Annotated in this window: 19 protein-coding genes; 12 read left to right on the plus strand and 7 right to left on the minus strand. The window is 65.9% G+C overall.

The window, feature by feature from the left end; translation table 11 throughout:
* Window positions 1-14: 14 nt before the first annotated feature.
* Both AC1DHL_RS25305 and AC1DHL_RS25310 read left to right on the plus strand, forming a co-directional pair.
* Window positions 15-692: a response regulator gene (locus tag AC1DHL_RS25305; protein WP_478104401.1), complete on the plus strand. Its 678-nt coding sequence runs from the start codon at window positions 15-17 to the stop codon at window positions 690-692.
* Window positions 689-2,059, plus strand: coding sequence for a sensor histidine kinase (locus AC1DHL_RS25310; protein WP_478163765.1), 1,371 nt, complete (start codon window positions 689-691; stop codon window positions 2,057-2,059). Before AC1DHL_RS25305 ends, AC1DHL_RS25310 begins: the two co-directional genes overlap by 4 nt.
* Window positions 2,060-2,090: 31 nt before the next feature.
* Here the strand turns inward: AC1DHL_RS25310 and AC1DHL_RS25315 are convergent, their stop codons facing one another.
* Window positions 2,091-2,981, minus strand: coding sequence for a DMT family transporter (locus tag AC1DHL_RS25315; RefSeq protein ID WP_478163766.1), 891 nt, complete (start codon window positions 2,979-2,981; stop codon window positions 2,091-2,093).
* Window positions 2,982-2,989: 8 nt separating this feature from the next.
* On the minus strand, window positions 2,990-3,772 hold the full coding sequence (locus tag AC1DHL_RS25320; RefSeq protein WP_478104405.1) for an SDR family oxidoreductase: 783 nt from the start codon (window positions 3,770-3,772) through the stop codon (window positions 2,990-2,992).
* Between the two features lie 119 nt (window positions 3,773-3,891).
* On the opposite strand from AC1DHL_RS25320, the gene AC1DHL_RS25325 reads away from it, so the two are divergent.
* Window positions 3,892-5,589 carry an electron transfer flavoprotein-ubiquinone oxidoreductase gene (locus AC1DHL_RS25325; protein WP_478163767.1) on the plus strand — a complete coding sequence of 566 codons (1,698 nt, stop codon included), beginning with the start codon at window positions 3,892-3,894 and terminating at the stop codon, window positions 5,587-5,589.
* Between the two features lie 9 nt (window positions 5,590-5,598).
* On the opposite strand, the gene cysE is transcribed toward AC1DHL_RS25325, so the two are convergent.
* Both cysE and AC1DHL_RS25335 read right to left on the minus strand, forming a co-directional pair.
* Window positions 5,599-6,375, minus strand: a complete 777-nt coding sequence (gene cysE, locus AC1DHL_RS25330; protein ID WP_478163768.1) for a serine O-acetyltransferase — start codon at window positions 6,373-6,375, stop codon at window positions 5,599-5,601.
* Between the two features lie 36 nt (window positions 6,376-6,411).
* Entirely contained in the window at window positions 6,412-7,173 is a 762-nt protein-coding gene (locus tag AC1DHL_RS25335) for an RNA methyltransferase (protein ID WP_478163769.1), read from the minus strand.
* Between the two features lie 138 nt (window positions 7,174-7,311).
* Between AC1DHL_RS25335 and AC1DHL_RS25340 the strand changes: the two genes are divergently transcribed.
* Genes AC1DHL_RS25340 through AC1DHL_RS25355 form a run of 4 tightly spaced genes read left to right on the plus strand, consistent with a single transcriptional unit; the run spans window position 7,312 to window position 13,036 of the window.
* The gene (locus tag AC1DHL_RS25340; protein WP_478104410.1) at window positions 7,312-8,349 is read left to right on the plus strand and encodes an inositol monophosphatase family protein; all 1,038 of its coding nucleotides are present in this window, start codon (window positions 7,312-7,314) and stop codon (window positions 8,347-8,349) included.
* Window positions 8,349-10,598, plus strand: a complete 2,250-nt coding sequence (locus tag AC1DHL_RS25345) for an FUSC family protein (RefSeq protein ID WP_478163770.1) — start codon at window positions 8,349-8,351, stop codon at window positions 10,596-10,598. The genes AC1DHL_RS25340 and AC1DHL_RS25345 overlap by 1 nt, the downstream gene beginning before the upstream one ends.
* Window positions 10,598-11,695 carry a mechanosensitive ion channel family protein gene (locus AC1DHL_RS25350; RefSeq protein ID WP_478163771.1) on the plus strand — a complete coding sequence of 366 codons (1,098 nt, stop codon included), beginning with the start codon at window positions 10,598-10,600 and terminating at the stop codon, window positions 11,693-11,695. Before AC1DHL_RS25345 ends, AC1DHL_RS25350 begins: the two co-directional genes overlap by 1 nt.
* Window positions 11,696-11,719: 24 nt before the next feature.
* Complete coding sequence (locus AC1DHL_RS25355) at window positions 11,720-13,036, plus strand: sulfatase family protein (protein WP_478163772.1); 1,317 nt, start codon at window positions 11,720-11,722, stop codon at window positions 13,034-13,036.
* Window positions 13,037-13,052: 16 nt separating this feature from the next.
* On the opposite strand, the gene AC1DHL_RS25360 is transcribed toward AC1DHL_RS25355, so the two are convergent.
* A complete protein-coding gene (locus AC1DHL_RS25360; RefSeq protein WP_478163773.1) occupies window positions 13,053-14,021 on the minus strand; it encodes an AraC family transcriptional regulator in 969 nt (322 codons plus the stop codon).
* A gap of 99 nt (window positions 14,022-14,120) precedes the next feature.
* Between AC1DHL_RS25360 and AC1DHL_RS25365 the strand changes: the two genes are divergently transcribed.
* From AC1DHL_RS25365 to AC1DHL_RS25375, 3 genes are all read left to right on the plus strand, one after another.
* Window positions 14,121-14,708: a PadR family transcriptional regulator gene (locus AC1DHL_RS25365; RefSeq protein WP_478104440.1), complete on the plus strand. Its 588-nt coding sequence runs from the start codon at window positions 14,121-14,123 to the stop codon at window positions 14,706-14,708.
* 11 nt (window positions 14,709-14,719) lie between these two features.
* On the plus strand, window positions 14,720-15,559 hold the full coding sequence (locus AC1DHL_RS25370) for a siderophore-interacting protein (protein WP_478163774.1): 840 nt from the start codon (window positions 14,720-14,722) through the stop codon (window positions 15,557-15,559).
* Between the two features lie 114 nt (window positions 15,560-15,673).
* Window positions 15,674-16,186, plus strand: coding sequence for a hypothetical protein (locus AC1DHL_RS25375; RefSeq protein ID WP_478104418.1), 513 nt, complete (start codon window positions 15,674-15,676; stop codon window positions 16,184-16,186).
* Window positions 16,187-16,307: 121 nt separating this feature from the next.
* On the opposite strand, the gene AC1DHL_RS25380 is transcribed toward AC1DHL_RS25375, so the two are convergent.
* Window positions 16,308-17,210 carry an antitoxin gene (locus AC1DHL_RS25380; RefSeq protein ID WP_478104420.1) on the minus strand — a complete coding sequence of 301 codons (903 nt, stop codon included), beginning with the start codon at window positions 17,208-17,210 and terminating at the stop codon, window positions 16,308-16,310.
* On the minus strand, window positions 17,210-18,289 hold the full coding sequence (locus tag AC1DHL_RS25385; RefSeq protein ID WP_478163775.1) for a helix-turn-helix domain-containing protein: 1,080 nt from the start codon (window positions 18,287-18,289) through the stop codon (window positions 17,210-17,212). The genes AC1DHL_RS25380 and AC1DHL_RS25385 overlap by 1 nt, the downstream gene beginning before the upstream one ends.
* A 232-nt stretch (window positions 18,290-18,521) precedes the next feature.
* On the opposite strand from AC1DHL_RS25385, the gene mutS reads away from it, so the two are divergent.
* Window positions 18,522-21,113 (plus strand): DNA mismatch repair protein MutS, encoded by a 2,592-nt coding sequence (gene mutS, locus AC1DHL_RS25390; RefSeq protein ID WP_478163776.1) that lies wholly within the window; start codon window positions 18,522-18,524, stop codon window positions 21,111-21,113.
* A gap of 36 nt (window positions 21,114-21,149) precedes the next feature.
* Window positions 21,150-21,989 carry a proteasome-type protease gene (locus AC1DHL_RS25395; RefSeq protein WP_478104425.1) on the plus strand — a complete coding sequence of 280 codons (840 nt, stop codon included), beginning with the start codon at window positions 21,150-21,152 and terminating at the stop codon, window positions 21,987-21,989.
* Window positions 21,990-22,015 lie beyond the last annotated feature (26 nt).

Raw genomic sequence — 22,015 nt, forward strand, 5'->3', positions numbered from 1 at the left:
TGAAGGACGGAGACGTGCGCATATTGCTGGTTGAAGATGACACCGCCCTGGCGAACGCAGTCTGCAGCTATCTCATGGCAAAGGCCTTCGTCGTCGACGTGGCGCCCGGCCTCGCCGAAGCGCGCGCCGCGCTGCTGACGGCGCAGTACGCCGCGGTCCTCCTGGACCTGCACCTGGGCGACGGCGACGGACTTTCCTTGTTGTCGAACGTGCGCGCGTTGCGCGATCGCCCGATCGTGATCGTGCTGACGGCACGGGACCAGGTGACGGACCGCATCCGCGGCCTGGATGCCGGCGCCGACGACTACCTCATCAAGCCCTACGACCCCGCGGAACTGCTCGCGCGCCTGCGGGCCGTCGAGCGCCGGCGCAGCACGAGCAGTTCGCCGGTGCTGCGACTCGGCACGCTGGAGATCGACCTCGCCCGCGACCTGGTGCGAAAGGACGGCACACCTGTCACGCTGACGCAAAAGGAATGGGCGCTGCTGCGCGTGATGGCCACGCGACCCGATCGCATCCACACGCGCGACAACCTCGCCGACGCACTCTATGGCTTCGGCGACGAGGCCGACAGCAACACGCTCGAGGTGTTCATCAGCCGCCTGCGTCGCAAGCTCGGGCGCAGTCATATCCAGACGCTTCGCGGGCTGGGCTACCGGCTGTCCTTCACCCCTGAAGAAGAGGACGAATGAGTCACGGGTTTCCGCGGACGGCCGGCGTCGGTTTGCTCGACAAGCGCGACTCGCTCGCGGGCCGCCTGACGCGAACACTCATCATCTGGGTCGGCGGTGTCTGGCTGCTGTGCGTGCTCGGCGTGGTCTGGTATGTGGACCGCGAGATCAATCACAACTTCGACAACGAACTGGTGGAAGTCTCGCACCGCATGTTCGCCATGGCCGTGCAGGAACTCGACAGGCTGCAGCAAAGCAGCCCCGACGCAAAGACACCGCTGATCGCGTCTCCCCAGCTTTTTCCAACCTTCGCGGCGAAGTACGAGCTCGTCGATCTGCACGGGCGCGTACTGCTGCGTTCCGTCGAAGCTGCGGACGACTCTTTCGACGTGCCGCTCGCGCCCGGTTTTGCGAATGCAAAGCGGTGGCGGATCTACACCGTGCGGCACCCGACGCGCGATCTGTTCCTGCAGGTCGCTGATCCGCTGAACGAACGCCGCAGGACGCTCAACCATACGTTGCTCGGGCTGATCATCCCGCTGGGCGCGGTGCTCCCCCTGCTCGCGCTGGTGTTGCGCAACGTGGCACGCACCGAGCTGCGAGCGCTGGAGACACTGGCCAACGAGATCGAGCGGCGCAGCGGCACCGACCTGCGCCCGATCCGTTTGCCGGGCCTGCCCAGGGAGCTTCGGTCGGTCGGCGATCACGTCAATCAGTTGCTCGAACGACTGTCGCAATCGCTCGACGTCGAACGCGCGCTGGCCGCGAATGCTGCGCACGAGCTGCGCACGCCGCTGGCGGCCGCACGACTGCGCCTGCAAACCGCGCTGGAGCACGATCTGAAGCGCGACGAGGTTCTGGCCGCGCTCGAAGCGCTCCAGGTGCTCGGCCAGCGCACCGAAAAGCTGCTGCAGCTTTCAAGGGCCGAATCCGCGGCGTCGCTGACACGCGAGAGGGTCGACCTCGTCCAACTCTCCGGCACCGTGGCGCAGGAGTTCTGGCAGACCCCCGAGGCGAACGAGCGCCTGGCGCTGAAGGTGCCCGACACCGAGCCGCCCGTCGCATGGGGCGACGTCGATGCATTGGCGATTGCGCTGCGCAATCTGGTGGAAAACGCACTGCGGTATGGCCACGGCCGCGTCGTCATCGAGGTGATGGCGCCTTGCACGCTATCGGTACGCGACGCCGGGCCCGGCGTCAGCCTCGAACAATTGCGCACCCTGCAGCAGCGCCATGTCCGGCATGGCCCGGACCGCGCAGGTTACGGCCTCGGACTGTCCATCGTCGCGACCATCGTCGAGAAGCTCGGCGGACGCCTCGATTTGAGTTCGCCGCCCGCGGGTGCAGCCACAGGTTTCGAGGCTCGCATCGTCCTGAAGCCGGCTTGAGGCGAGGCCACCCTGAAGGCCATCCATCTTTCTATCGATGTGCCTTGACGGATGCGAGGATGCCCAGGACGAACAGCAGCGCGGCAGCCCATTCGCTCGCCTGCGGCCATCGACCGTCCCACAGGAAGGAATAGAGCAAGGCGAACAGCGTCTCGCTGACGATCAACTGGCCGCAAAGGCTGGCGGACAGCCGCTGGCTGGCGATGTTCCACAGAATGGTCGCGAGCCACGAAGAGCCCACGCCGCCGCCCAGCGCGATGAGCACGAACAGCAGGCCGTCGGGCTGCCCGCGCAAGGTCTGCACATCCGATCCGGCGATCACCCACAGAAGGCAGGCACCCAGGCCGGTTGCGATGCCCAGCCAGTTCGCCCAGTCCGCCGCGTGGACCTCGGGATGGCGTTGCAGCCAGCGCGCGTTGAGTAGGCCGAAGGCGGTCCAACTCGCCATCGCCAGCAGCGAGAGCGCGAGGCCCCATTCGAAACGGCCGCCCTCTTCGCCCGCCTCCGGCCAGGAGCCGGCGATCATCAGCCCGATGCCGCAGGCGGTCAGCAGCAATCCGGGCAGCAGGGCCTGCATGCGAAGTCCCGCCGGCCGACCCAACAGCATCATCCAGACGGGGATGGTCCCGATGATCAGGCTCGGCACGGCAGTGCCAGCCTCCGCGATGCCGAAGGCCAGCAACAGGTAATAGCCGGTGAACCCCAGCACGCTGAGGCCCAGTGCCCAAGCCGCCTGACGGCCGCTCGGCCAGCGCTGCCTGGCCGGCCGCGCTTGAACCGCCAGCGCAGCCACCGCGCCGAACACGACGAAGCGCGCTGCCGTGATGTCCACCATGCCGAAATGGCCGACCATGCGAGGCGCGACGAAGACGAGCCCCCACAGCGCGCCCGCGGCCAAGCCGGCCGCGATCCCGACGACCATGCGCGAGCTCAGAGCGCGAATCCGTCGTCGGCCGCGATGACCGCACCATTGACAAAATGGCTCTGCCCACTGGCAAGCAGCACGATCAGTCCATCGAGGTCCTCGGGCTTGCCGACCCGCTTGCGCGGCAGCATGCCCACCAGCTTCTGCCCGCCGTCGGTCACCCAGTGTTCTTCATTGAGTTCGGTGGCGATGTAGCCCGGGCACAAGGCGTTGACATTGATGCCGAAGCGCCCCCATTCGAGCGCCATCGCCTTGGTCATCTGCACCACGGCCGCCTTGCTCATGCAATAGACGCCGATCTGCGGCAGCACCTTGAGCGCGGCGACCGAAGCGATGTTGATGATGCGACCGCCGATGTAGGTACCCGGCGCAGCCCCCTTGGCACGCGCGAGCATGCGCTTGCCTATCTCCTGCGCGACGAAGAAGGAGCCCTTGACGTTGGTGTCGAAGATGAAGTCGTAGTCCTCGCTCGACACTTCCTGCAGCCGCTGCGTCCTGCTCACGCCGGAGTTGTTGACGAGGATGTCGATCGGCCCGACTTCGGTCTCGGCGCGAGCCACGGCGGCCTTGATGCTGTCGACATCGGTCACGTCGAGGTCGACCACGTGGGCATCGCCGCCCTCGCCCTCGATGCGCGCACGAAGCTCCTTGAGTTTGTCCGTGCCGCGGCTGGCCAGGACCACCGCGGCACCGGCACGGGCCAGGGTTTTGGCGAACTGCGCGCCGAGGCCGCTCGACGCGCCGGTGACGAAAGCCACCCGGCCGGAAAGATCGATGCTGTAAGCCATGGAGAAGATCCTTTGGAGTCGCCTGCGCGACGGCCCGGGACCCGCGCAACCGCCGCATAAAATGGTCCGGCCCAAGCGGTGCCTCGCACCCCCGAATCATTATCGACGAGACCCACAAAATGACGCACGACGAAATACTTGCCCAGTTCGGCCCCCGAGAAGCCATGGAATACGACGTGGTGGTCGTCGGCGCCGGCCCCGCAGGCCTTTCGACCGCCATTCGCCTGAAGCAACTGGCCGCCTCGCACGGGAAGGAAATCTCGGTCGTCGTGCTCGAAAAGGGTTCGGAGCCCGGTGCGCACATCCTGTCGGGCGCGATCATGGATCCCCGCGCGCTCTACGAACTGATCCCCGACTGGGAAGAAATGGGCGCTCCGCTCAACCAGCCCGTCACGCAGGACACGTTCCTGATGCTGACCGAGACCGGCGCCACGCGCACCCCGAACTTCCTGCTGCCCAAGAACTTCCACAACGAGGGCAACTACATCGTGAGCCTCGGCAACGTGGTGCGCTGGCTGGCGCAGCAGGCCGAAGCCCTCGGTGTCGAGATCTTCCCCGGCTTCCCGGCGGCTGAAGTGCTCTACACCGAGGACGGCAAGGTCCGCGGCGTCGCCACCGGCAACATGGGAATCGGCAAGGATGGCGAGCCGACCGAGAACTTCCAGCTCGGAATGGAACTGCTCGGCAAGTACACGGTGTTCGCCGAAGGCGCGCGCGGCCACCTGGGCCGCCAGCTGATCGCCAAGTACAAGCTCGACGACGGCAAGGACCCACAGAGCTACGGCATCGGGATCAAGGAACTGTGGGAGATCGATCCCGCGCGCCACGAACCCGGCCTGGCCGTGCACACCGCCGGATGGCCGCTGCCTTCGGACACCTATGGCGGCTCGTTCCTCTATCACGCTGAAAACAACCAGATCGTCATCGGCTACGTGGTCGGCCTCGACTACCAGAATCCGTACCTGAGCCCCTTCGAGGAATTCCAGCGCTTCAAGACGCACCCCAACATCCGCTGGTACTTCGAAGGCCAGGACAAGGGCCTCAAGGCGCCCAAGCGGCTGAGCTACGGCGCACGCGCGATCACCGCGGGCGGCCTGCTCTCGCTGCCCAAGACGGTGTTCCCGGGCGGCGTTCTCGTGGGCTGCGATGCCGGCTACCTGAATGCAAGCCGCATCAAGGGCAGCCATGCCGCGATCAAGACCGGCATGCTGGCCGCCGAAGCCGCCTACGAGGCCGTCACGGGCGGGCGCCAGCACGACGAACTCACCGGCTATCCGGCCGCATTCGAACGAAGCTGGCTGCACGACGAACTCAAGAAGGCGCGCAACTTCAAGCAGTGGTTCAAGAAGGGTCTCGCCGTCGGCACGATCATGACCGGCATCGAGCAGTTCCTGCTGCGCGGACACGTGCCGTGGACCATCCATCGGAAGCAGCCCGACAACGAACGGCTCAAGCGCGCCTCCGCCTCGAAGAAGATCGTCTATCCCAAGCCCGATGGCAAACTGACCTTCGACCGGCTTTCTTCGGTGTTCATCAGCAACACCAATCACGAAGAGAACCAGCCTGCGCACCTGACGCTGAAAAACGCGGCGGTGCCTACGGAGATCAACCTCCCCGAATACGCAGGACCCGAAAGTCGCTACTGCCCGGCCGGCGTCTACGAGTTTGTGCCGGACACGACCACCGGCAAGGAGCGACTGCAGATCAACGCGCAGAACTGCGTGCATTGCAAGACCTGCGACATCAAGGATCCGACGCAGAACATCGTGTGGGTGACGCCCGAAGGCGGCGGCGGCCCGAACTACGTCGGGATGTGATTCACTGATTCACTTGCCGATCAGCTGAGTCAGGCGATCGGCTTCGAAGGACTCGTCCTTGGCGGCATCGCACGGGACGCAGTCCTTCTTTCCGGGCTGCACTGACAGAGCCTCGATGGCCTGCCAGAGCAGCGCGATCTGGTGATCCTGGCCGGCCGCGCTGTCGATCAAGCCCTTCATCGCCTGGCTGAGCGGGTCGTCTTCCAGCGTGACGCCGTAGGCCGAGAATTTGGCCGCCGCCGGCTTGGCGAGGTCGGCGCTCTCGCCGGCCTTGGAGGGAATGATCCGGGCCGGGATGCCCACGGCGGTGGCGCCGGCCGGCACCGGCTTGATCACCACCGCGTTGCTGCCGATCTTGGCGCCATCGCCCACCAGGAAGCCGCCCAGCACCTTGGCGCCGGCACTGACCACCACATTGCGCCCCAGCGTCGGATGCCGCTTGGCACCCTTGTAGAGCGAGGTGCCGCCGAGCGTCACGCCCTGGTAGATCGTGCAGCCGTCGCCGATTTCAGCGGTTTCGCCCACGACGACGCCCATCGCATGATCGAAGAACACGCGTTCGCCGACGATCGCGCCCGGATGGATCTCGATACCCGTGAACCAGCGCGAGCCCTGCGAGATGAAGCGCCCCAGCCACTTGAAGCCGTGGGTCCAGAACCAGTGTGCGACCCGATGCAGCACGACGGCATGCAGGCCGGGATAGAGAGTCAATACCTCCCAGCGCGTCCGCGCCGCGGGGTCGCGGTCGAGGATGCACTGGATGTCGGAACGCAGCCGCGAAAACATGCTCGGTTTTAGTTATATCGATAGGGGACAGGCAGTCTATAGCCCCGGCCCTTCGCGCACGGCGGATGGGGTCTTGGGTCCGCCGCCCGCTGCATCCGCCATCGCCTTGGCAATGCCGCGCAGGATGTGAATTTCCTCCTGGGTCGGCTGCGCACGGTTGAACAACTGCTGAAGCCGGGGCATGAGCTTCTTGGGCGCCTCGGGGTCGAGAAAGCCGATCTCGACGAGCGAACGCTCCCAGTGGTCGAGCATGCCCGCCACCGCCTGCGCATCGGCCGCGCGAACGGGCGCGGTCGCGTCGCGCACTGCATAGCCGCCCAGCGCAAGACGCCATTCGTAGGCGATCACCTGGATCGCCGCACCGAGGTTCAACGAACCGAAATTCGGATCGGTCGGGATGCTGAGCGCAACGTTGCAACGGTAGACGTCCTCGTTGCGCATACCGAAGCGCTCCGAACCGAACAGGAAAGCGACATGCTGCGCCTCGTCCCTGGCCAGCGGTTCGAGGTGTTCGCGGGGCGTGCGAGTCGGCGGGCCGAAATCGCGCGGCACCATCGCAGTGGCGCAAAGGTGCGTAACACCGTCCAGAGCCTCGTCCAGCGTATCGACGATGCGCGCATTGGCCAGCACGTCGAGCGCGCCGCTCGCCCGCTGGATGGTCTCTTCGCGCCGCAGCACGTTCGCCCAGCGCGGTGCGACCAGCACGAGGTCGCCGAAACCCATCGTTTTCATGGCGCGGGCGGCGGCGCCGACATTGCCGGCGTGGCTGGTCTGGATCAGGATGAATCGGGTTCGCATGGAGACTTGGTTCGCACTGCTCAAGGCAAGACGGCGCGGAGCCGGTAAAATCCCTCGATTCTCGCCGCCCGCATCGCCGGGCCGCATTTCAGGGGGCCACATGCACACTGCGCCCCTCTACCGTTCTTCGCACAATTCATGTCGTCCCCCAACCTGCACCCCATGCTCAACGTGGCCGTCAAGGCCGCCCGCGCCGCCGGCGCCATCATCAATCGCGCCGCGCTCGACGTCGAGGCTGTGCGCATTTCGCAAAAGCAGGTCAACGACTTCGTCACCGAAGTCGACCACGCGAGCGAGCACGCGATCATCGAAACGCTGCTCACCGCCTACCCGGGGCACGGCATCCTGGCCGAAGAGTCGGGCACCCAGCACGGCGCCAAGGATTCGGACTGCGTCTGGATCATCGATCCGCTGGACGGCACCACCAACTTCATCCACGGCTTCCCGGTCTACTGCGTCTCCATCGCGCTCTCCGTCCGGGGCAAGATCGAACAGGCCGTCATCTACGACCCGACCCGCAACGACCTCTTCACGGCCACCAAGGGCCGCGGCGCCTTCGTCAACGACCGCCGCCTGCGCGTCAGCAAGCGAACGCGGCTCAACGAGTGCCTGATCTCGACAGGCTTCCCGTTCCGGACCGGCGACAACTTCAAGCAATACCTGGCCATCATGGCCGACCTGATGCCCCGTGCGGCCGGCCTGCGCCGCCCCGGCGCCGCCGCGCTCGACCTCGCCTACGTGGCGGCCGGTTTTACCGATGCCTTCTTCGAGACAGGCCTGAACATCTGGGACATCGCGGCCGGTTCGCTGATCGTCACCGAGGCCGGCGGCCTGATCGGCAATTTCACGGGCGAACCCGACTTCCTCGAACAGCGCGAAGTCCTCGCGGGCGCCCCGCGCATCTACGGGCAACTCGTGCCGCTGCTGTCCAAGTACTCGAAGTTCGCCGGCGTGGACGACAAGTTGCGCGCCAGCGACCGAATCCGAGCCGTCGATCCTTCCTTCTCCAAGGCCGACACCTACGCCCGCAGCACCGTCGAGCTGTCGACCCCGTCGAGTGGCGAGGACGCGCCGGCCGGGCCCGCCGCCGAGGCCACCCCACCGCAACGCAAGCTCACGCGCATCCGCCGTGACGCGTCCGTCGCACCCGCCAAGGGCGACGCTTCCGCGAAGTGATGCAGGCGCCCCGCGCCGCCACTGCTCGAAGCCGCGCCGCAATGCGCGTGGCCTTGAGCCACTACATCGCGAACGGCATCTCGGTCGCGCTGGGCCTTCTTCTCATCTCGGGCGGCGTGCACCTGTGGCTCGGCGCGGTGGCGGCATCCGCCGCCTCGACCGGTGTGATCGTGACCGCCCCGCCCGACCTGGCCGCCCCTCGTCGCGGCAAATTCCTGCAGATGCTGCCGGCACCGCTGATCGGCCTGCCGCTGTTCTTCCTCGTGCAGCTGCTGCACGCGGCGCCGTTGCGGCTCGGCCTGCTCCTGGTGCCGGCGACCTTCTTCGCATTCCTTGCCATGGCCTGGGGCAAGCGAGGCATTCCGATTGCCATCGCAGTCATGTTCTCGATGATCTTCTCGATGGCGACACCCACGCCCACCGGGATGCCCGAGGCCGTGGAGCGCACGATGTACTTCGGGCTCGGCGCGGGCCTCTACGTGATCTATGCGACCCTTGCCAACCTGGCGCTCAACGGCCGCTACCGTGTGCAGGTGATGGCCGACCTGCTCCTGTCGCTGGCCGCGCTCATGCGCACCGAAGCGCGCCAGTTCACGCCCATGGACGATGCCAGCGATGTGCGCGAAGTGCCGGCCTCCCTGCTCGGACAGCTCCTGCGTGAGCAGGCGGCGCTGGCGGACCAGTTGCAGGCGGCGCGCGACATCGTCCTTGAATCCCCGCGCACGCCGCGCCGGCAACTGCTTGCCGGCATGCTGGTGACGGTGCTCGAACTCCGCGACCTGCTGCTTGCGAGCGAACTCGACCTCGATGCGCTCCGGTCGCACCCCAGCCACGCGCCGGCCCTGGGCGAAATGCGGGGCATCCTCGAAGAACTGGCCGATGACACGGTGGCACTGGCCGACGCCCTGCTGCTGGGTCGCCAGCCCGCCGAGCTGAGCGACCGCCGTCTTCGCCTCGCTGCCATCTACGTCGACGAGGATTCCGTGCCGAACCAGGGCTACACCGGCCCGACGCCCGCCATGCTCGCTCGCGGCCTGGCCAGCCGCATCGGCCACATCAACGACGAGGTCATGCGCCTGTCCGCGCTGGCCCGCGGCGATCGCGAGCCCGATCTCGCGGTCGTGCGCGCGAGCTGGCAGGTGTTCGTCAGCCCCACCGAATGGTCGTGGCGACCGTTTCTCGCGCTGTGGCGCTGGGACGCACCGCCGCTGCGCCACGCCATCCGTGCTTCGCTCGCCATCGCGGCCGGCTACGGGGTCGCGCTTGCCATGCCCTGGGGCTCGCACGACTACTGGATCCTGCTGACCATCGTGGTGGTGTTGCGGGGCAGTCTTTCGCAAACGCTGGAGCGGCGCAACAGCCGCGTGGCCGGCACGCTGCTGGGCTGCGTGTTCGCGGTGGCGCTGCTTTCGGCCCAATTCGGGCCGCTGGAACTGTTGTTCGCCATGACGCTGGCGCAGGCCATTGCGCACGGCTTCGCAGTGCGCCGCTATCTCATCACCGCTGTGGCGGCGACGGTGCTGGGTCTGGTCCAGGCTCACATGCTCAACAAGGGCATCAGCACGACCTTTGCGCTGTTCGAACGTGTCGCCGACACCCTGATCGGCGCCGCGCTGGCCTGGGCGTTCTGCTACGTCCTGCCGTCATGGGAACGCAACCAGATACCGGCGCTCGTGGCGCGTGTGCTCACCGCGCAAGCGCGCCACGCGCGGCTCGCGTTGGGGCTTGGGCAACTGCGCTCCATCGACGCCAGCCCCGAACTCGAATGGCGCCTGGCGCGCCGCGAAGCCTTCGACAGCCTTTCGGCGCTGGTGCAGGCGACGCAGCGCTCACTGTCCGAACCACGCGCAGTGCGCCCGCCGGTCGGCCCACTCGAACACCTGCAAGCGCACAGCTATCAATTGCTGGCGCAGTTGAGCGCGGTCAAGTCGATGCTCGTGCTGCGGCGCGACCGCCTCACGTTGTCCGAAATCGAAGGCCCGCTGGCGCGCACCGCGCAGCGCATCGAGGCGACCATCGGCACCGCGCCCAGCGGCGGCCCGGCGATGCCGGAAAGCGAGTCTTCCACCACCGTCGCCGGCCCGATTCCGCTGCCCGATCCATTCGACAACGACATCACGCCCTGGATGTTTCGGCGTCTCGACATGGCGACGGGCATCGCCGCCCAACTGCGCGACGATGCGGCACGCATCCTGCAATCGCTCGACGAAACCCGGACAGAATCAGGAACCAAGACCGAAGCCGCCTGATGACCACCAAGGAACTGCTCACCAATCCATGGGTCGGCCTCTTGATCGCGGCGCTTCTCGTCGTGCCGATTGCGCTGCTGACGCACCGTGTCGGCGGGCTGGTGCTCGAGCGCGTGACCCGGTCGGTGCCGGCGCTGCATGCGATGCTGCTCAAGATCAAGCAGATCACCAAGGTCGTGCTGCCGCTTGTCGCGCTCCAGTTGCTCTGGCAAGCGGCACCCGATGACGTGCGCTTCATCAGCAATGTCCGGCATCTCAACGGCCTGCTGCTGATCGCGGGCGCGACCTGGCTCGCGGTCCAGGCGGTCAATGGCTTCGCGGAAGGCATGGTCAAGCAGCATCCTTCCGACATCCGGGACAACCTGGAAGCGCGCAGCGTGCTCACCCAGGCGCGCGTGCTGGCACGCACCGCGAACACGGTGCTGCTGGTGGCGGGCGCCGCGCTGATGCTGATGACTTTCCCGGGCGCGCGACAGGTCGGCGCCAGCCTGCTTGCTTCGGCGGGGGTGATCGGTATCGTGGCCGGCCTGGCGGCCAAGCCGGTCTTCAGCAATCTCATCGCGGGCCTGCAGATCGCGCTGGCCCAGCCGATCCGGCTTGACGACGTGCTGGTGGTCGAGGGCGAATGGGGCCGCGTCGAGGAAATCACCGGCACCTTCGTCGTGCTGCGGATCTGGGACGACCGGCGCCTGGTCCTGCCGCTCACCTATTTCATCGAGCGTCCTTTCCAGAACTGGACTCGCCACAACTCCCAGTTGCTGGGCTCGGTCTTCGTCTATGCCGACTACGGCATGCCGCTCGCGCCGCTGCGGGCCGAGGTGGAGCGCATCGTCAAGGCGGCGCCCGAATGGGACGGCCGCTTCTTCAACCTGCGCGTGACAGACGCGACCGAACGGACGATGCAGATCCGTGTGCTCTGCACCGCGGCATCGTCCGCGCTGGCCTTCGATCTGCGCTGCACGGTGCGCGAAGGGCTGATCGAATTCATGCAGCGCGAATATCCGCAGTTCCTGCCTAAGATGCGCATCGAGAACACCGGCGGCGCGATGCGCGACAGATCCGACGATCGGATCGAGGCACTGTCGGAAGATCGCTGACTTTCACGCCTTCGTCGATCATCCATGCAACGACCCAACATCATCTTCATCGTGGCCGACGACCTTGGCTATGCCGACCTCGGCTGCTACGGCGGCCGGGACGCGCCATTCGGACCCGTTTCGCCGGTGCTCGATCGCCTCGCGGCCAAGGGCATCAAGTTCACGCAGGGCTATGCGAATTCACCCGTGTGCTCGCCGACGCGCTTCGCGATGATCACCGCGCGCTACCAATACCGCCTGCGCGGCGCGGCCGAAGAGCCGATCAACAGCAAGAGCCGCGGCAGCACCACGCTGGGCTTGCCGCCGGAGCATCCGACGCTCCCGTCGCTGCTGAAGGATGCCGGCTATCGCACGGCGCTCATCGGCAAGTGGCATCTTGGTTATCCCCCAGCCTTCGGACCGTTGCGCTCGGGCTACCAAGAGTTCTTCGGGCCGATGTCCGGCGGCGTCGACTACTTCACCCACTGCGACTCCACCGGCAAGCATGACCTGTGGTTCGGAGAAGAAGACTGCCAGCAGGAGGGCTACCTGACCGACCTGTTCTCACAACGCGCCGTCGACTACGTGGACCGCATGGCACAGCAGGACGCGCCTTTCTTCCTGAGCCTGCACTACACCGCGCCGCACTGGCCATGGGAAACGCGCGATGACGCGGCGAAGGCGCCGGCCGTCAAGAACAACCTGTTCGATCTCGCGGGGGGCAACATCCACGTCTACCGCCGCATGATCCATCACATGGACGAGGGCATCGGCTGGATCATGGATGCGCTCGAGAAGCACGGCATGGCCGACAACACGCTGGTCGTTTTCACCAGCGACAACGGCGGCGAGCGCTTCTCCGACAACTGGCCGCTGGTCGGCGGCAAGATGGACCTGACCGAAGGCGGCATCCGCGTGCCATGGATCGCGCATTGGCCCAGGGTCATCGGCACCGGCGGCGAGAGTGCGCAGCAGTGCATGACGATGGACTGGTCCGCGACGATGCTCGATGCGGCAGGCGTCCCAGCCGATCCGGGCTATCCGCTCGACGGCGTGTCGTTGTTGCCGGTGCTGCGCAATGCGAAGCAGAGCTTCTCGCGCCCGCTGCATTGGCGCATGAACCATCGGGACCAGCGCGCCATGCGCGACGGCGACTGGAAGTACCTGCAGGTCGACGGCAACGAATACCTGTTCAACATCCCAGCCGACGAACGCGAGCGCGCCAACCAGGCGCGCAAGGAGCCCGCACGGCTCGCCGCGATGCGCGACGCGTGGAATGCCTGGAACGCCACGATGCCGCCGATCCCCGAGGACGCGACCGTGAGCCTTGGCTACTCGGTCAAGGACATGCCCAGTCGATGAGGAACGCCGGGCGGCGCTACAGCGCCCGTACCGGCATGCACAGCTCGCAGTTGAACGCGCCTGTCTTTTCGTCCATGACGAAGTCCTTGCCGTAGATCTCGATCGGCGGCGCGTCGTCGGCCTGGTAGCCGCTGTCGGGCAGCCAATCGCACAGTTGCACCCATGCCGCGTGGATCTCCGCGGAGGTGCCCGAAAAGCGGGTGCAGGCAAAGCGACCTCCGCGAAGAGTCTGCACGCCGATCTCGCCGGTCGGCCGGAAATCCTCTTCAACTTCGATGCAGGCGTCGTACCGGCACTTCTCGGGCGGCGTGACGTCCGCGTTGTCGTGGCTGATGCCGTACATCACACGGCGCGGCTGCATCAACCCTTGCTGGCCGCACCACGCGGCAAAGCGCTGCCAGAGCTGCGCAATACCAGAACTGCCGTAGGGCCCGACGTGCCGCATGTAGGCCACGCGCGCAGGCGAGACAGTCTTGAGTTCGACCTTCATGGGTGCCTCTCCTGAATCGGTTGCACCAGCAACACGGCCCTTGGGCCAGGAACGCTCATCGTGCCGGAAGGCATCGATGACGGCTTGATAGCTGTTGCGATCCGCTTGATGAATCTTGCTGAGCTGCATCCGGCGCTGTTCGGCCCACGCGCGGAAGGCGCCGCGCCGCCACGCGGTCGGCGTGACACCGAAATGCGCGCTGAATGAGCGCGTGAAGACTGCCGCGGAGCCGAAACCAACATCCAGCGCGATGGCCAACACCGGCTCCGGCGGCACGAACAGCAGCCGCGTCGCCGCGACTTCAAGCCGGCGGCGCCGCACGCGGTCCGCCAACGTCTCGCCGGTCATGGTCTGGAAAACGCGATGGAAATGCCAAGACGAGAAGTGCGCGACCGAAGCGAGCATCGTCAGGTCCAGTGGCTCTGCCAGGTGCTCGTCGATGTGGTCGATCACGCGATTGATGCGCGCGATATAGGTGTGCCGCGGCGTCGTCATACCCCGCCCTGCGATAGGTCCAGCCGAGTCGTCGATTTGACTTCGACACTATTTAGATATATCTTTTCTGATTCAGATAACGACATCGAGGTGAATTCCATGCGAGGTTTCAAGCACTTTTTACACGGCGCCCTGCGCGGCGAACATGGCGACGGCCTCGGCGGCGGCCGAGCCGAGGGCCGCGAACACCGCGGTGGCATGCGCGGCGGTCGCGGCGGCGGAAGGGTTTTCGGGCATGGCGGCCTGCGCTTTGTGCTGCTGCAATTGATCGCCGACAAGCCCGGGCATGGCTACGAGTTGATCAAGGCCATCGAAGAACGCCTTGGCGGGCGCTACAGCCCAAGCCCCGGCATCGTCTACCCGACCCTCACGCTGCTCGAGGAACTGGGCTATGTGAATGTCGACACTGCCGACAGCGGTGGACGCAAGCGCTATTCCGTCACCGATGCCGGCCGCGAATTCCTCGCCGCCAATCGTGCGACGACCGACGAAATGATGGCCCGCATGGACGGCGGTGTCGACGGCGCCGGTCCGCGCGCCGGGCGGCCGCCCCAAGTGGTCCGCGCCATCGAAAACCTCAAGCTCGCGATGCGCATGCGTCTCGCGCGCGAACCGCTCACCGAACAACAAGCCCACGAATTCGCCGCGGTGCTCGACAGCGCCGCTCAACAACTGGAACGCATCTAGAGATCACCGATATGACCGAATCCTTCGAAACACCTCCCTCCTCCGCGCCCGACCGACTGCCGCGGCGTGTCCGCCATGACCTGCGCTTTCGCAGGCTCCAGGTGCAGGCAGTGCGGCGTGTGACGCCCCACCTCATTCGCATCACGCTCGGCGGTGATGAACTCGCCGGCTTCACGAGCCCCGGCTTCGACGATCACGCCAAGATCTTCTTCCCCGACGCGAAGACGGGCGCCCTCACGGTGCCGACCGTCGGCCCCGACGGTCCGCAGTGGCCGGCGGGCCCGAAACCCATGATGCGTGACTACACGCCCCGCCAGTACGACGCCGCCGCCGGCACGCTCGAAATCGACTTTGCCCTGCACGACGCTGGCCCCGCCACGCAATGGGCCGAGACCGCAAAGCCCGGCGACGTCCTCGGCGTGGGCGGGCCGCGCGGGTCCTTCATCATCCCGACCGCGTTCGACTGGCATCTGCTGGTCGGCGACGACACCGCCTTGCCCGCCATCTCGCGCCGCCTCGCGGAACTGCCGGTCGGCGCGAGCGCCGTCGTGCTGGCGGAAGTCGACAGCGAAGTCGACGAGATCCCGCTGGAATCCGCAGCCGACATCGAAGTGCATTGGGTGCACCGGCGCGGTGCAGAGCCCGGCACCGGCACGCCGCTGCTCGACGCGCTGCGCGCAATGATCCTGCCCGAGGGCGACTTCCATGCCTGGGTGGCCTGCGAATCGAGCGCCGCGAAGTCCCTTCGCGCGTACCTGGTCGGCGAACGCGGCGCGCACCCCAAGTGGATCAAGGCCTCCGGCTACTGGCGCAGGGGCGCGGTCGCGATCCACGACACGCACGACGAGTAGGCCCGCCCCTTATCGAAAGCGCTATGGCGCGTGCTGATTGACTCGGGAGGGGGCCGGGTCGAAAATTCGCGCTTTGAATACTTAGGCATTACGCCCTGAGGAGGGAGTCGAGGGATGGACATGAGCATGGCGCAGTGGCATTTCTTCGTTTCGCTGTTGACTGGCGTTCTGCTGCTCTTCGGCCTCATGTGGGCGTTGCGCCGCCTTGCCGGGCGGCGCGAAGCGGAGCGCCGCATCGAAGCAGCCAGAGTGCGCTCGGGGCATGTGCCCCTTGAGATCCCCACCGTCCGCGGCGGCCTGAACGCGTCGGGCGATTCGGTGCCCGACACGCTTCCCGAATGGTTCATCCAGGGCAAGGGTGAACATGCGGTGGTCGACGAGCATCCCCGCATTCGCGTCCGCTATGTCGACTCCCACGACAAGAAGGCCGAATGCGTGATGCAGGTCGATCATCTCGATCTGCAGAAGAAGACCATCATGGGGCACTGCGAATTGCCGGGCGAAATCAGGCGCCTGCCTCTGCACCGGATCACCTCTGCCCGCATCGCGGAGTCCGGCCAGCGCTTCAATGTCGACACGTGGGTGGAAGCCGTGCGTGTCGCTCGCCGGCGGCGCGGCGAGCACTGACGCGCCGACCCCCTCCCATCTGTCCGCAAGGCGTGCGCGCGGCTGAGCCGGGCACCCGTTCCTTCCCCAAGCCCTCCCGGTCCTGCAAAGAGATCGATTATGGGAATCGGCATGCTCTACCTTACTGATGTTCAATTCGTGCGAGGAGTCGTTCAACGACGTCACTGGCCTCGCGCTGGCGCAGCGCCCTCGCCTCTCGCTGCTCAGGCTCATCGCCTTCGCCCAACTCAAACTTGGCCACCGCAACCGGACCGTCCTTGCGATAACCCTCGGTCTCTCCAACCTGCGCAAATCGGGCACGCAAGAGGTCCAGCGCGTTTTTCACAACATCGCTGTGTTTGCCTTCAAGCGCTTGGCGAAACGCCCGCGCCACCGCATCAGCACCTCCAGAGGCATGCTCCAGGCAATAGATCAAGTCATGCGCATCCTTGCGCTCGAAACGCTGATCGAATGCGAACGCCTTCAAGCATGAAAAGCTGATCAGGTTGGCATGCTTGATCTTTTCGACAGCGATCCCATCGCCGCCTAGCAGTTCTGCCTCGATCTCGGTGACCTCATGCAGGTCGAACACGATCGACGAGTGCGGGATGTTGATGGCCGAGATCGTCCCATCGGTCGGCAACGGTTGCACCCGGCCTCCAGCAATCTCGGGTGCGTCCGCCAGAAACTCCAGCACCATGAGCGCTCCATGCTCAGTGCGAGTCTGCCAACGCCAGGAGAGCTTTTGCTGCTTGTCGTTCTCTGCACGCTCGAAGCCCATCTTCTTCAGGTTCTCTTCAAGCGTGTGATAAGCATCCGTGTTGGCCAAGATCTGCAGATCGATCACGATATCGACATCCATCGTCCCTGCATGCGCCGGTACGACAGGAGGCCGAGCCTTCACCAGATAACGTGGCGTGAGCCCGCCGACCAGATAGACCGAGTCCTTCCATGGCCCCAACCCGCGCAGCAGCGTCACGAGGACGCGTTCGCAGTCGAGCGTGTACTGGTCGCTGTAGCCGTCGAGCGTTGCGGGCTTGACCATCAGAATCCGATCCTTTCCCGGCGCAGGTGCTCGGCCATCTCCTTGGCGCGACCTTCACCCCGCAACAGGTCGAGGTAGACCTGCACTGGGCTCGCCAGCCACACGCCATCAACCCGCTCGCGGAACAGCAGTTCCCCCGCAGTTTTCGTCTCGATGACGACAAGGTTCGCCCCCTCGGTGACGACGCGCGCATCCAGTTCTGCCAGTGCGGCCTCGGCGCCCGCTGCCGGCAACAGCCGAGTACGCACCTGCGAGATGCCGGACAGGAATGGCGCATAGCGCTGCGCGGCGGCCTCGTAGCTCACCGCGTAGGCGGCCTGATGCACGTCGAAGACTTGACCGAGGCGCTGGAGCAAGGCATCAGACTTCAGACCGGGCACGTAATGGCGGCGCAGTACCGGCGCAGGCGAGCCAGCGAGCTGCTGGGTCCACGCGTCCAGCAACTCGCCAGGTTCCCGCAGATGGCGCTCCTTGCCCGGCCCCTGCCCACGGGATTCGAGCCAATCGAAGCGCTCGAGCTCACTCAGCACATCGGAGGCGGTGGACGGCGCGACCTGCGCCCGTTCTGCCACCTCGGTGACGCCGAACCAGTCCTGATGGTGAATCAGGAGCGCATGCAGCACCTGCGCGCGGCGTCCGGAGAACAGCGACCGCACCGATTTCTCAAGGGACTTCGGGGGCGGCCTGTCGATGTACACGTAGGCCCCCCGGGCCGGCAGGAACAGACTACCACCGCTGTCGTAGTAACCGACGCGCTCCGACTTGAGCAAGTCCTTCGCGCCCGGCGAAAGGGACTCTGCAACCAGCAGATGTTGGACATCGGGCGGGTATGCCTGACGCAGCGCCTTGAATTGCCACAGCACTTGACGCACGTCCCGGGGATACGCGGTCTTTTTCGCCTCGACCAGGAGGACGATCGGCTTGCCGGCAACGTTAAGATGGATCTCGGCATCGACTTTGTAGGGGACTGCTGGGGCCGCCTCCCGCACGTCCATCTCGGCGCGCACATCCGGCAGTTCCCGGAGTGCATCCAGGAACCGCTCGATCAGTGCGTGTTCGGCGCTGGTTGATTCAGTCATGGCATGGATTATTCGCTGCTCTGCGAATAATACCGTTTGTGCGAATATTCGACAATAACGGTATTTTCGCTGTTCAGCGAATCTGCCGGATTTGATCGGGACGCAGATCGCTCGTCGTCAGCGTGGCGGTGAGCTTGGACAAAAGTGCCCTAAATTTGCCCCAGAAAAGTGATGCAGAAACGGTAAGCTGTTGATTCATATGGAAAAATTAGAAGTTTCTGCGCACACGCCCATGATGACCCAATACCTGGGACTCAAGGCAGACCATCCGGACACCCTGCTCTTCTACCGGATGGGCGATTTCTACGAACTTTTCTACGCCGATGCCGAGAAGGCTTCGCGCCTGCTCGACATCACGCTCACCCAACGCGGGCAGTCTGCCGGCCAGCCAGTGATCATGTGCGGCGTGCCGTTCCATTCGGTCGAGACCTACCTCGCACGGCTGATCAAGCTCGGCGAATCGGTCGCCATCTGCGAGCAGGTCGGCGAGGTCGGCGCCGCCAAGGGCCCGGTCGAGCGCAAGGTGGTGCGCGTCGTCACGCCCGGCACGTTGACAGATGCCGAACTGCTCAACGACAAGAGCGAGTCGCTGCTGCTCGCCGTGCACGCCGGTTCGCGCAACTTCTGCGGGCTCGCGTGGCTCAGCGTCACCGGCGCCGAGCTTCGCCTGGCTGAATGCCCTGCCGATGCGCTCGAAGCCTGGATCGCCCGCATCGCACCCAGCGAGCTTCTCTACAGCGCCGAGGTCACGCCCGCCTTTGAGTCGCGACTGAAGGCCGCGCGCAGCGCCACGCCCTTCACGCTGTCGGTCCGACCGGCCTGGCAGTTCGACGGCGGCCTCGGCGAGCGCAAGCTGTGCGAGCAGATGGGCAGCACCCATCTGGCCGCCTGGAACGCTGAATCTCTGACCAACGCGCATGCCGCCGCCGCCGCGCTGCTGGGTTACGCCGAACACACGCAGGGACGGGCGTTGTCGCACGTTCAGCGGCTTTCGGTCGAACGCGACGGCGACCTGATCGAACTCCCGCCGACCACCCGCCGCAATCTCGAACTGGTGCAGACGCTGCGCGGGGAAGACTCGCCGACGCTTTTTTCGCTGCTCGACACCTGCATGACGGGCATGGGCAGTCGCTTGCTGAAGCGCTGGCTGCTCGCACCGCGCCGCGACCGCGGAGATGCACAGGCACGGCTCGAAGCCATCGCGGCGCTTCAGGCGGCTCCGCCCGGCGGCACTGCAGCGCCGTGGCGCACGCTGCGCGAGCAACTCAAGAACACGAGCGACGTCGAACGCATCGCCGCGCGTGTCGCGCTGCGCCAGGTGCGGCCGCGCGAACTCGTCGCACTGCGGATGGCGCTGGCCAAGGCCGAGCAGCTCGCGCCCGCGCTGCCGGGTTCGGCGGCGCTGTTGGCCGACATCGCGGCCCGGCTCTCACCGCCTGCGGGTTGCGTCGAGGCACTGGTCGCCGCCATCAGCCCCGAGCCAGCCGCCCTGGTGCGCGATGGCGGCGTCATCGCCACCGGCCACGACGCCGAACTCGACGAGCTGCGCGCCATCAGCGAGAACTGCGACGACTTCCTCCTGAAACTCGAAGTCAGCGAACGCGAGCGCACGGGCATCACGAACCTGCGCGTGCAGTTCAACCGTGTGCACGGCTTCTACATCGAAGTCACGCAAAGCGCGCTCGACCGTGTGCCCGACAACTACCGACGCCGGCAAACGCTGAAGAACGCCGAGCGCTTCATCACGCCCGAACTCAAGGCCTTCGAGGACAAGGCGCTGTCGGCGCAGGACCGCGCCCTGGCGCGCGAAAAGTGGCTCTACGAGCAACTGCTCGACGCCCTCCAGCCCTTCGTCGCCGGCCTGACGCGCCTTGCCGGCTCAATCGCCTCGCTCGACGCCCTCTGCGCGCTCGCCGAGCGCTCCCACACACTGCACTGGCGCGCGCCAGGCTTCGTCGCGCATCCGTGCATCGAAATCGACAAGGGCCGCCATCCGGTCGTCGAGGCGAGGTTGGCCGAAAAGTCGTCAGGCGCTTTCATTGCGAACGACACGCGGCTCGGGCCGCAGCAGCGCATGCAGGTCATCACCGGCCCCAACATGGGCGGTAAATCGACCTACATGCGGCAGGTGGCGATCATCGTGCTGCTGGCTTCGATCGGCTCGCACGTGCCGGCGGAAGCGTGCCGGCTCGGCCCCATCGATGCGATCCACACCCGCATCGGGGCCGCCGACGACCTGGCCAACGCGCAGTCGACCTTCATGCTGGAAATGACCGAGGCCGCGCAGATCCTGCACGGCGCGACCGCCCATTCGCTGGTGCTGATGGACGAGATCGGCCGCGGCACCAGCACTTTCGACGGCCTGGCGCTGGCCGCCGGCATCGCGGCGCAGTTGCACGACCGCACACGCGCGTTCACGCTCTTCGCCACGCACTATTTCGAGCTGACCGAATTCCCGGCCACGCATCATGGCGCCGTCAACATGCACGTGAGCGCAACGGAGGCTGGCCGCGACATCGTGTTCCTGCACGAAATGCAGCCTGGCCCCGCCAGCAAGAGCTACGGCATCCAGGTCGCGCGATTGGCCGGCATGCCGGCAGCCGTGGTCAACCATGCGCGGCAGGCGCTGGAAGCGCTCGAAGCGCATCAGACCCAGGCCCGCGCCCAGGTCGATCTCTTCGCGCCGCCACCGGCAGCCGAGGCGCCGACGGTCAGCGCCGTAGAATCCGCGCTGATCGCGATCGATCCCGACGCGATGAGCCCGCGGGAAGCGCTCGAAGCGCTCTACGCTTTGAAGAAACTCCAGATGCGCGAGCAGGGCTAGGGTTGGTTGGTGGTCCGTTTCGTGCAAGAAGAACTCATGACTTACTGCGTAGGCATCAAACTCAACGCCGGATTGGTGTTCCTGTCCGATTCGCGTACCAATGCGGGGGTCGATCACATCAGCACCTTCCGCAAGATGATCGTCTATGAAAAGCCGGGCGATCGGGTCATGGTGTTGCTGTCGGCCGGCAACCTGAGCATTTCGCAGTCGGTGCGCGAAATCCTGCAGATCGAGGAACTGCACGAAGTCCGCGAAGATGGCGAGGAAGGCACGCCCATGACGATCTGGAATGCCAAGAGCATGTTCGACGCGGCCCGCGTACTGGGCTCGGCCGTGCGCCACGTGTACGACCGCGATGCCGAGGCGCTCAAGCATGCGGGGCTGGACTTCAACGTCTCGTTCATCTTCGGCGGGCAGATCAAGGGCGAAGGCATGCGCCTCTTCCTTGTCTACGCTGCCGGAAATTTCATCGAGGCGACCAGCGAGACGCCCTACTTCCAGGTCGGCGAATCGAAATACGGCAAGCCCGTGCTCGACCGCGTGCTCACGCCCGACACACCCCTGGACGAAGCCGCCAAGTGCGCGCTGGTGTCGATGGATTCGACGATGAAGTCGAACCTGTCGGTGGGCCTGCCGCTCGACCTCGTGGTGTACGAGGCCAATCAGCTGCAGACCGACAAGGTGATCTGCATCGATGCCGAGAACCCCTACTACCGCATGATGCACAACAGCTGGGGCCAGAAGCTGCGCGAAGTGTTCGACAGCATCGAGGATCCGGTCTGGGACGACGCCTTCACCGAGCATCCGCTCAAGATGCCGGCCACGCGACACGGCGCGCTGCGCAAGATCTCCACCCCCGACGAAAAGCTGATCTGAACACCCCCTTCCGGGGGCAACCCCGG

It is taken from the genome of Variovorax sp. 10L426 (assembly GCF_056395305.1).

Bases quoted from the DNA above. Each gene is read 5' to 3' on its own strand.
- AC1DHL_RS25345 (WP_478163770.1), top strand. From the start codon at position 8,349: ATGCAGGCGCCCCGCGCCGCCACTGCTCGAAGCCGCGCCGCAATGCGC.
- AC1DHL_RS25350 (WP_478163771.1), top strand. From the start codon at position 10,598: ATGACCACCAAGGAACTGCTCACCAATCCATGGGTCGGCCTCTTGATC.
- AC1DHL_RS25335 (WP_478163769.1), bottom strand. From the start codon at position 7,173: ATGCGAACCCGATTCATCCTGATCCAGACCAGCCACGCCGGCAATGTC.
- cysE (WP_478163768.1), bottom strand. From the start codon at position 6,375: ATGTTTTCGCGGCTGCGTTCCGACATCCAGTGCATCCTCGACCGCGAC.
- AC1DHL_RS25315 (WP_478163766.1), bottom strand. From the start codon at position 2,981: ATGGTCGTCGGGATCGCGGCCGGCTTGGCCGCGGGCGCGCTGTGGGGG.
- AC1DHL_RS25370 (WP_478163774.1), top strand. From the start codon at position 14,720: ATGACCGAATCCTTCGAAACACCTCCCTCCTCCGCGCCCGACCGACTG.
- AC1DHL_RS25360 (WP_478163773.1), bottom strand. From the start codon at position 14,021: ATGACGACGCCGCGGCACACCTATATCGCGCGCATCAATCGCGTGATC.
- AC1DHL_RS25310 (WP_478163765.1), top strand. From the start codon at position 689: ATGAGTCACGGGTTTCCGCGGACGGCCGGCGTCGGTTTGCTCGACAAG.
- mutS (WP_478163776.1), top strand. From the start codon at position 18,522: ATGATGACCCAATACCTGGGACTCAAGGCAGACCATCCGGACACCCTG.
- AC1DHL_RS25385 (WP_478163775.1), bottom strand. From the start codon at position 18,289: ATGACTGAATCAACCAGCGCCGAACACGCACTGATCGAGCGGTTCCTG.
- AC1DHL_RS25325 (WP_478163767.1), top strand. From the start codon at position 3,892: ATGACGCACGACGAAATACTTGCCCAGTTCGGCCCCCGAGAAGCCATG.
- AC1DHL_RS25320 (WP_478104405.1), bottom strand. From the start codon at position 3,772: ATGGCTTACAGCATCGATCTTTCCGGCCGGGTGGCTTTCGTCACCGGC.
- AC1DHL_RS25355 (WP_478163772.1), top strand. From the start codon at position 11,720: ATGCAACGACCCAACATCATCTTCATCGTGGCCGACGACCTTGGCTAT.
- AC1DHL_RS25365 (WP_478104440.1), top strand. From the start codon at position 14,121: ATGCGAGGTTTCAAGCACTTTTTACACGGCGCCCTGCGCGGCGAACAT.
- AC1DHL_RS25380 (WP_478104420.1), bottom strand. From the start codon at position 17,210: ATGGTCAAGCCCGCAACGCTCGACGGCTACAGCGACCAGTACACGCTC.
- AC1DHL_RS25395 (WP_478104425.1), top strand. From the start codon at position 21,150: ATGACTTACTGCGTAGGCATCAAACTCAACGCCGGATTGGTGTTCCTG.
- AC1DHL_RS25340 (WP_478104410.1), top strand. From the start codon at position 7,312: ATGTCGTCCCCCAACCTGCACCCCATGCTCAACGTGGCCGTCAAGGCC.
- AC1DHL_RS25375 (WP_478104418.1), top strand. From the start codon at position 15,674: ATGGACATGAGCATGGCGCAGTGGCATTTCTTCGTTTCGCTGTTGACT.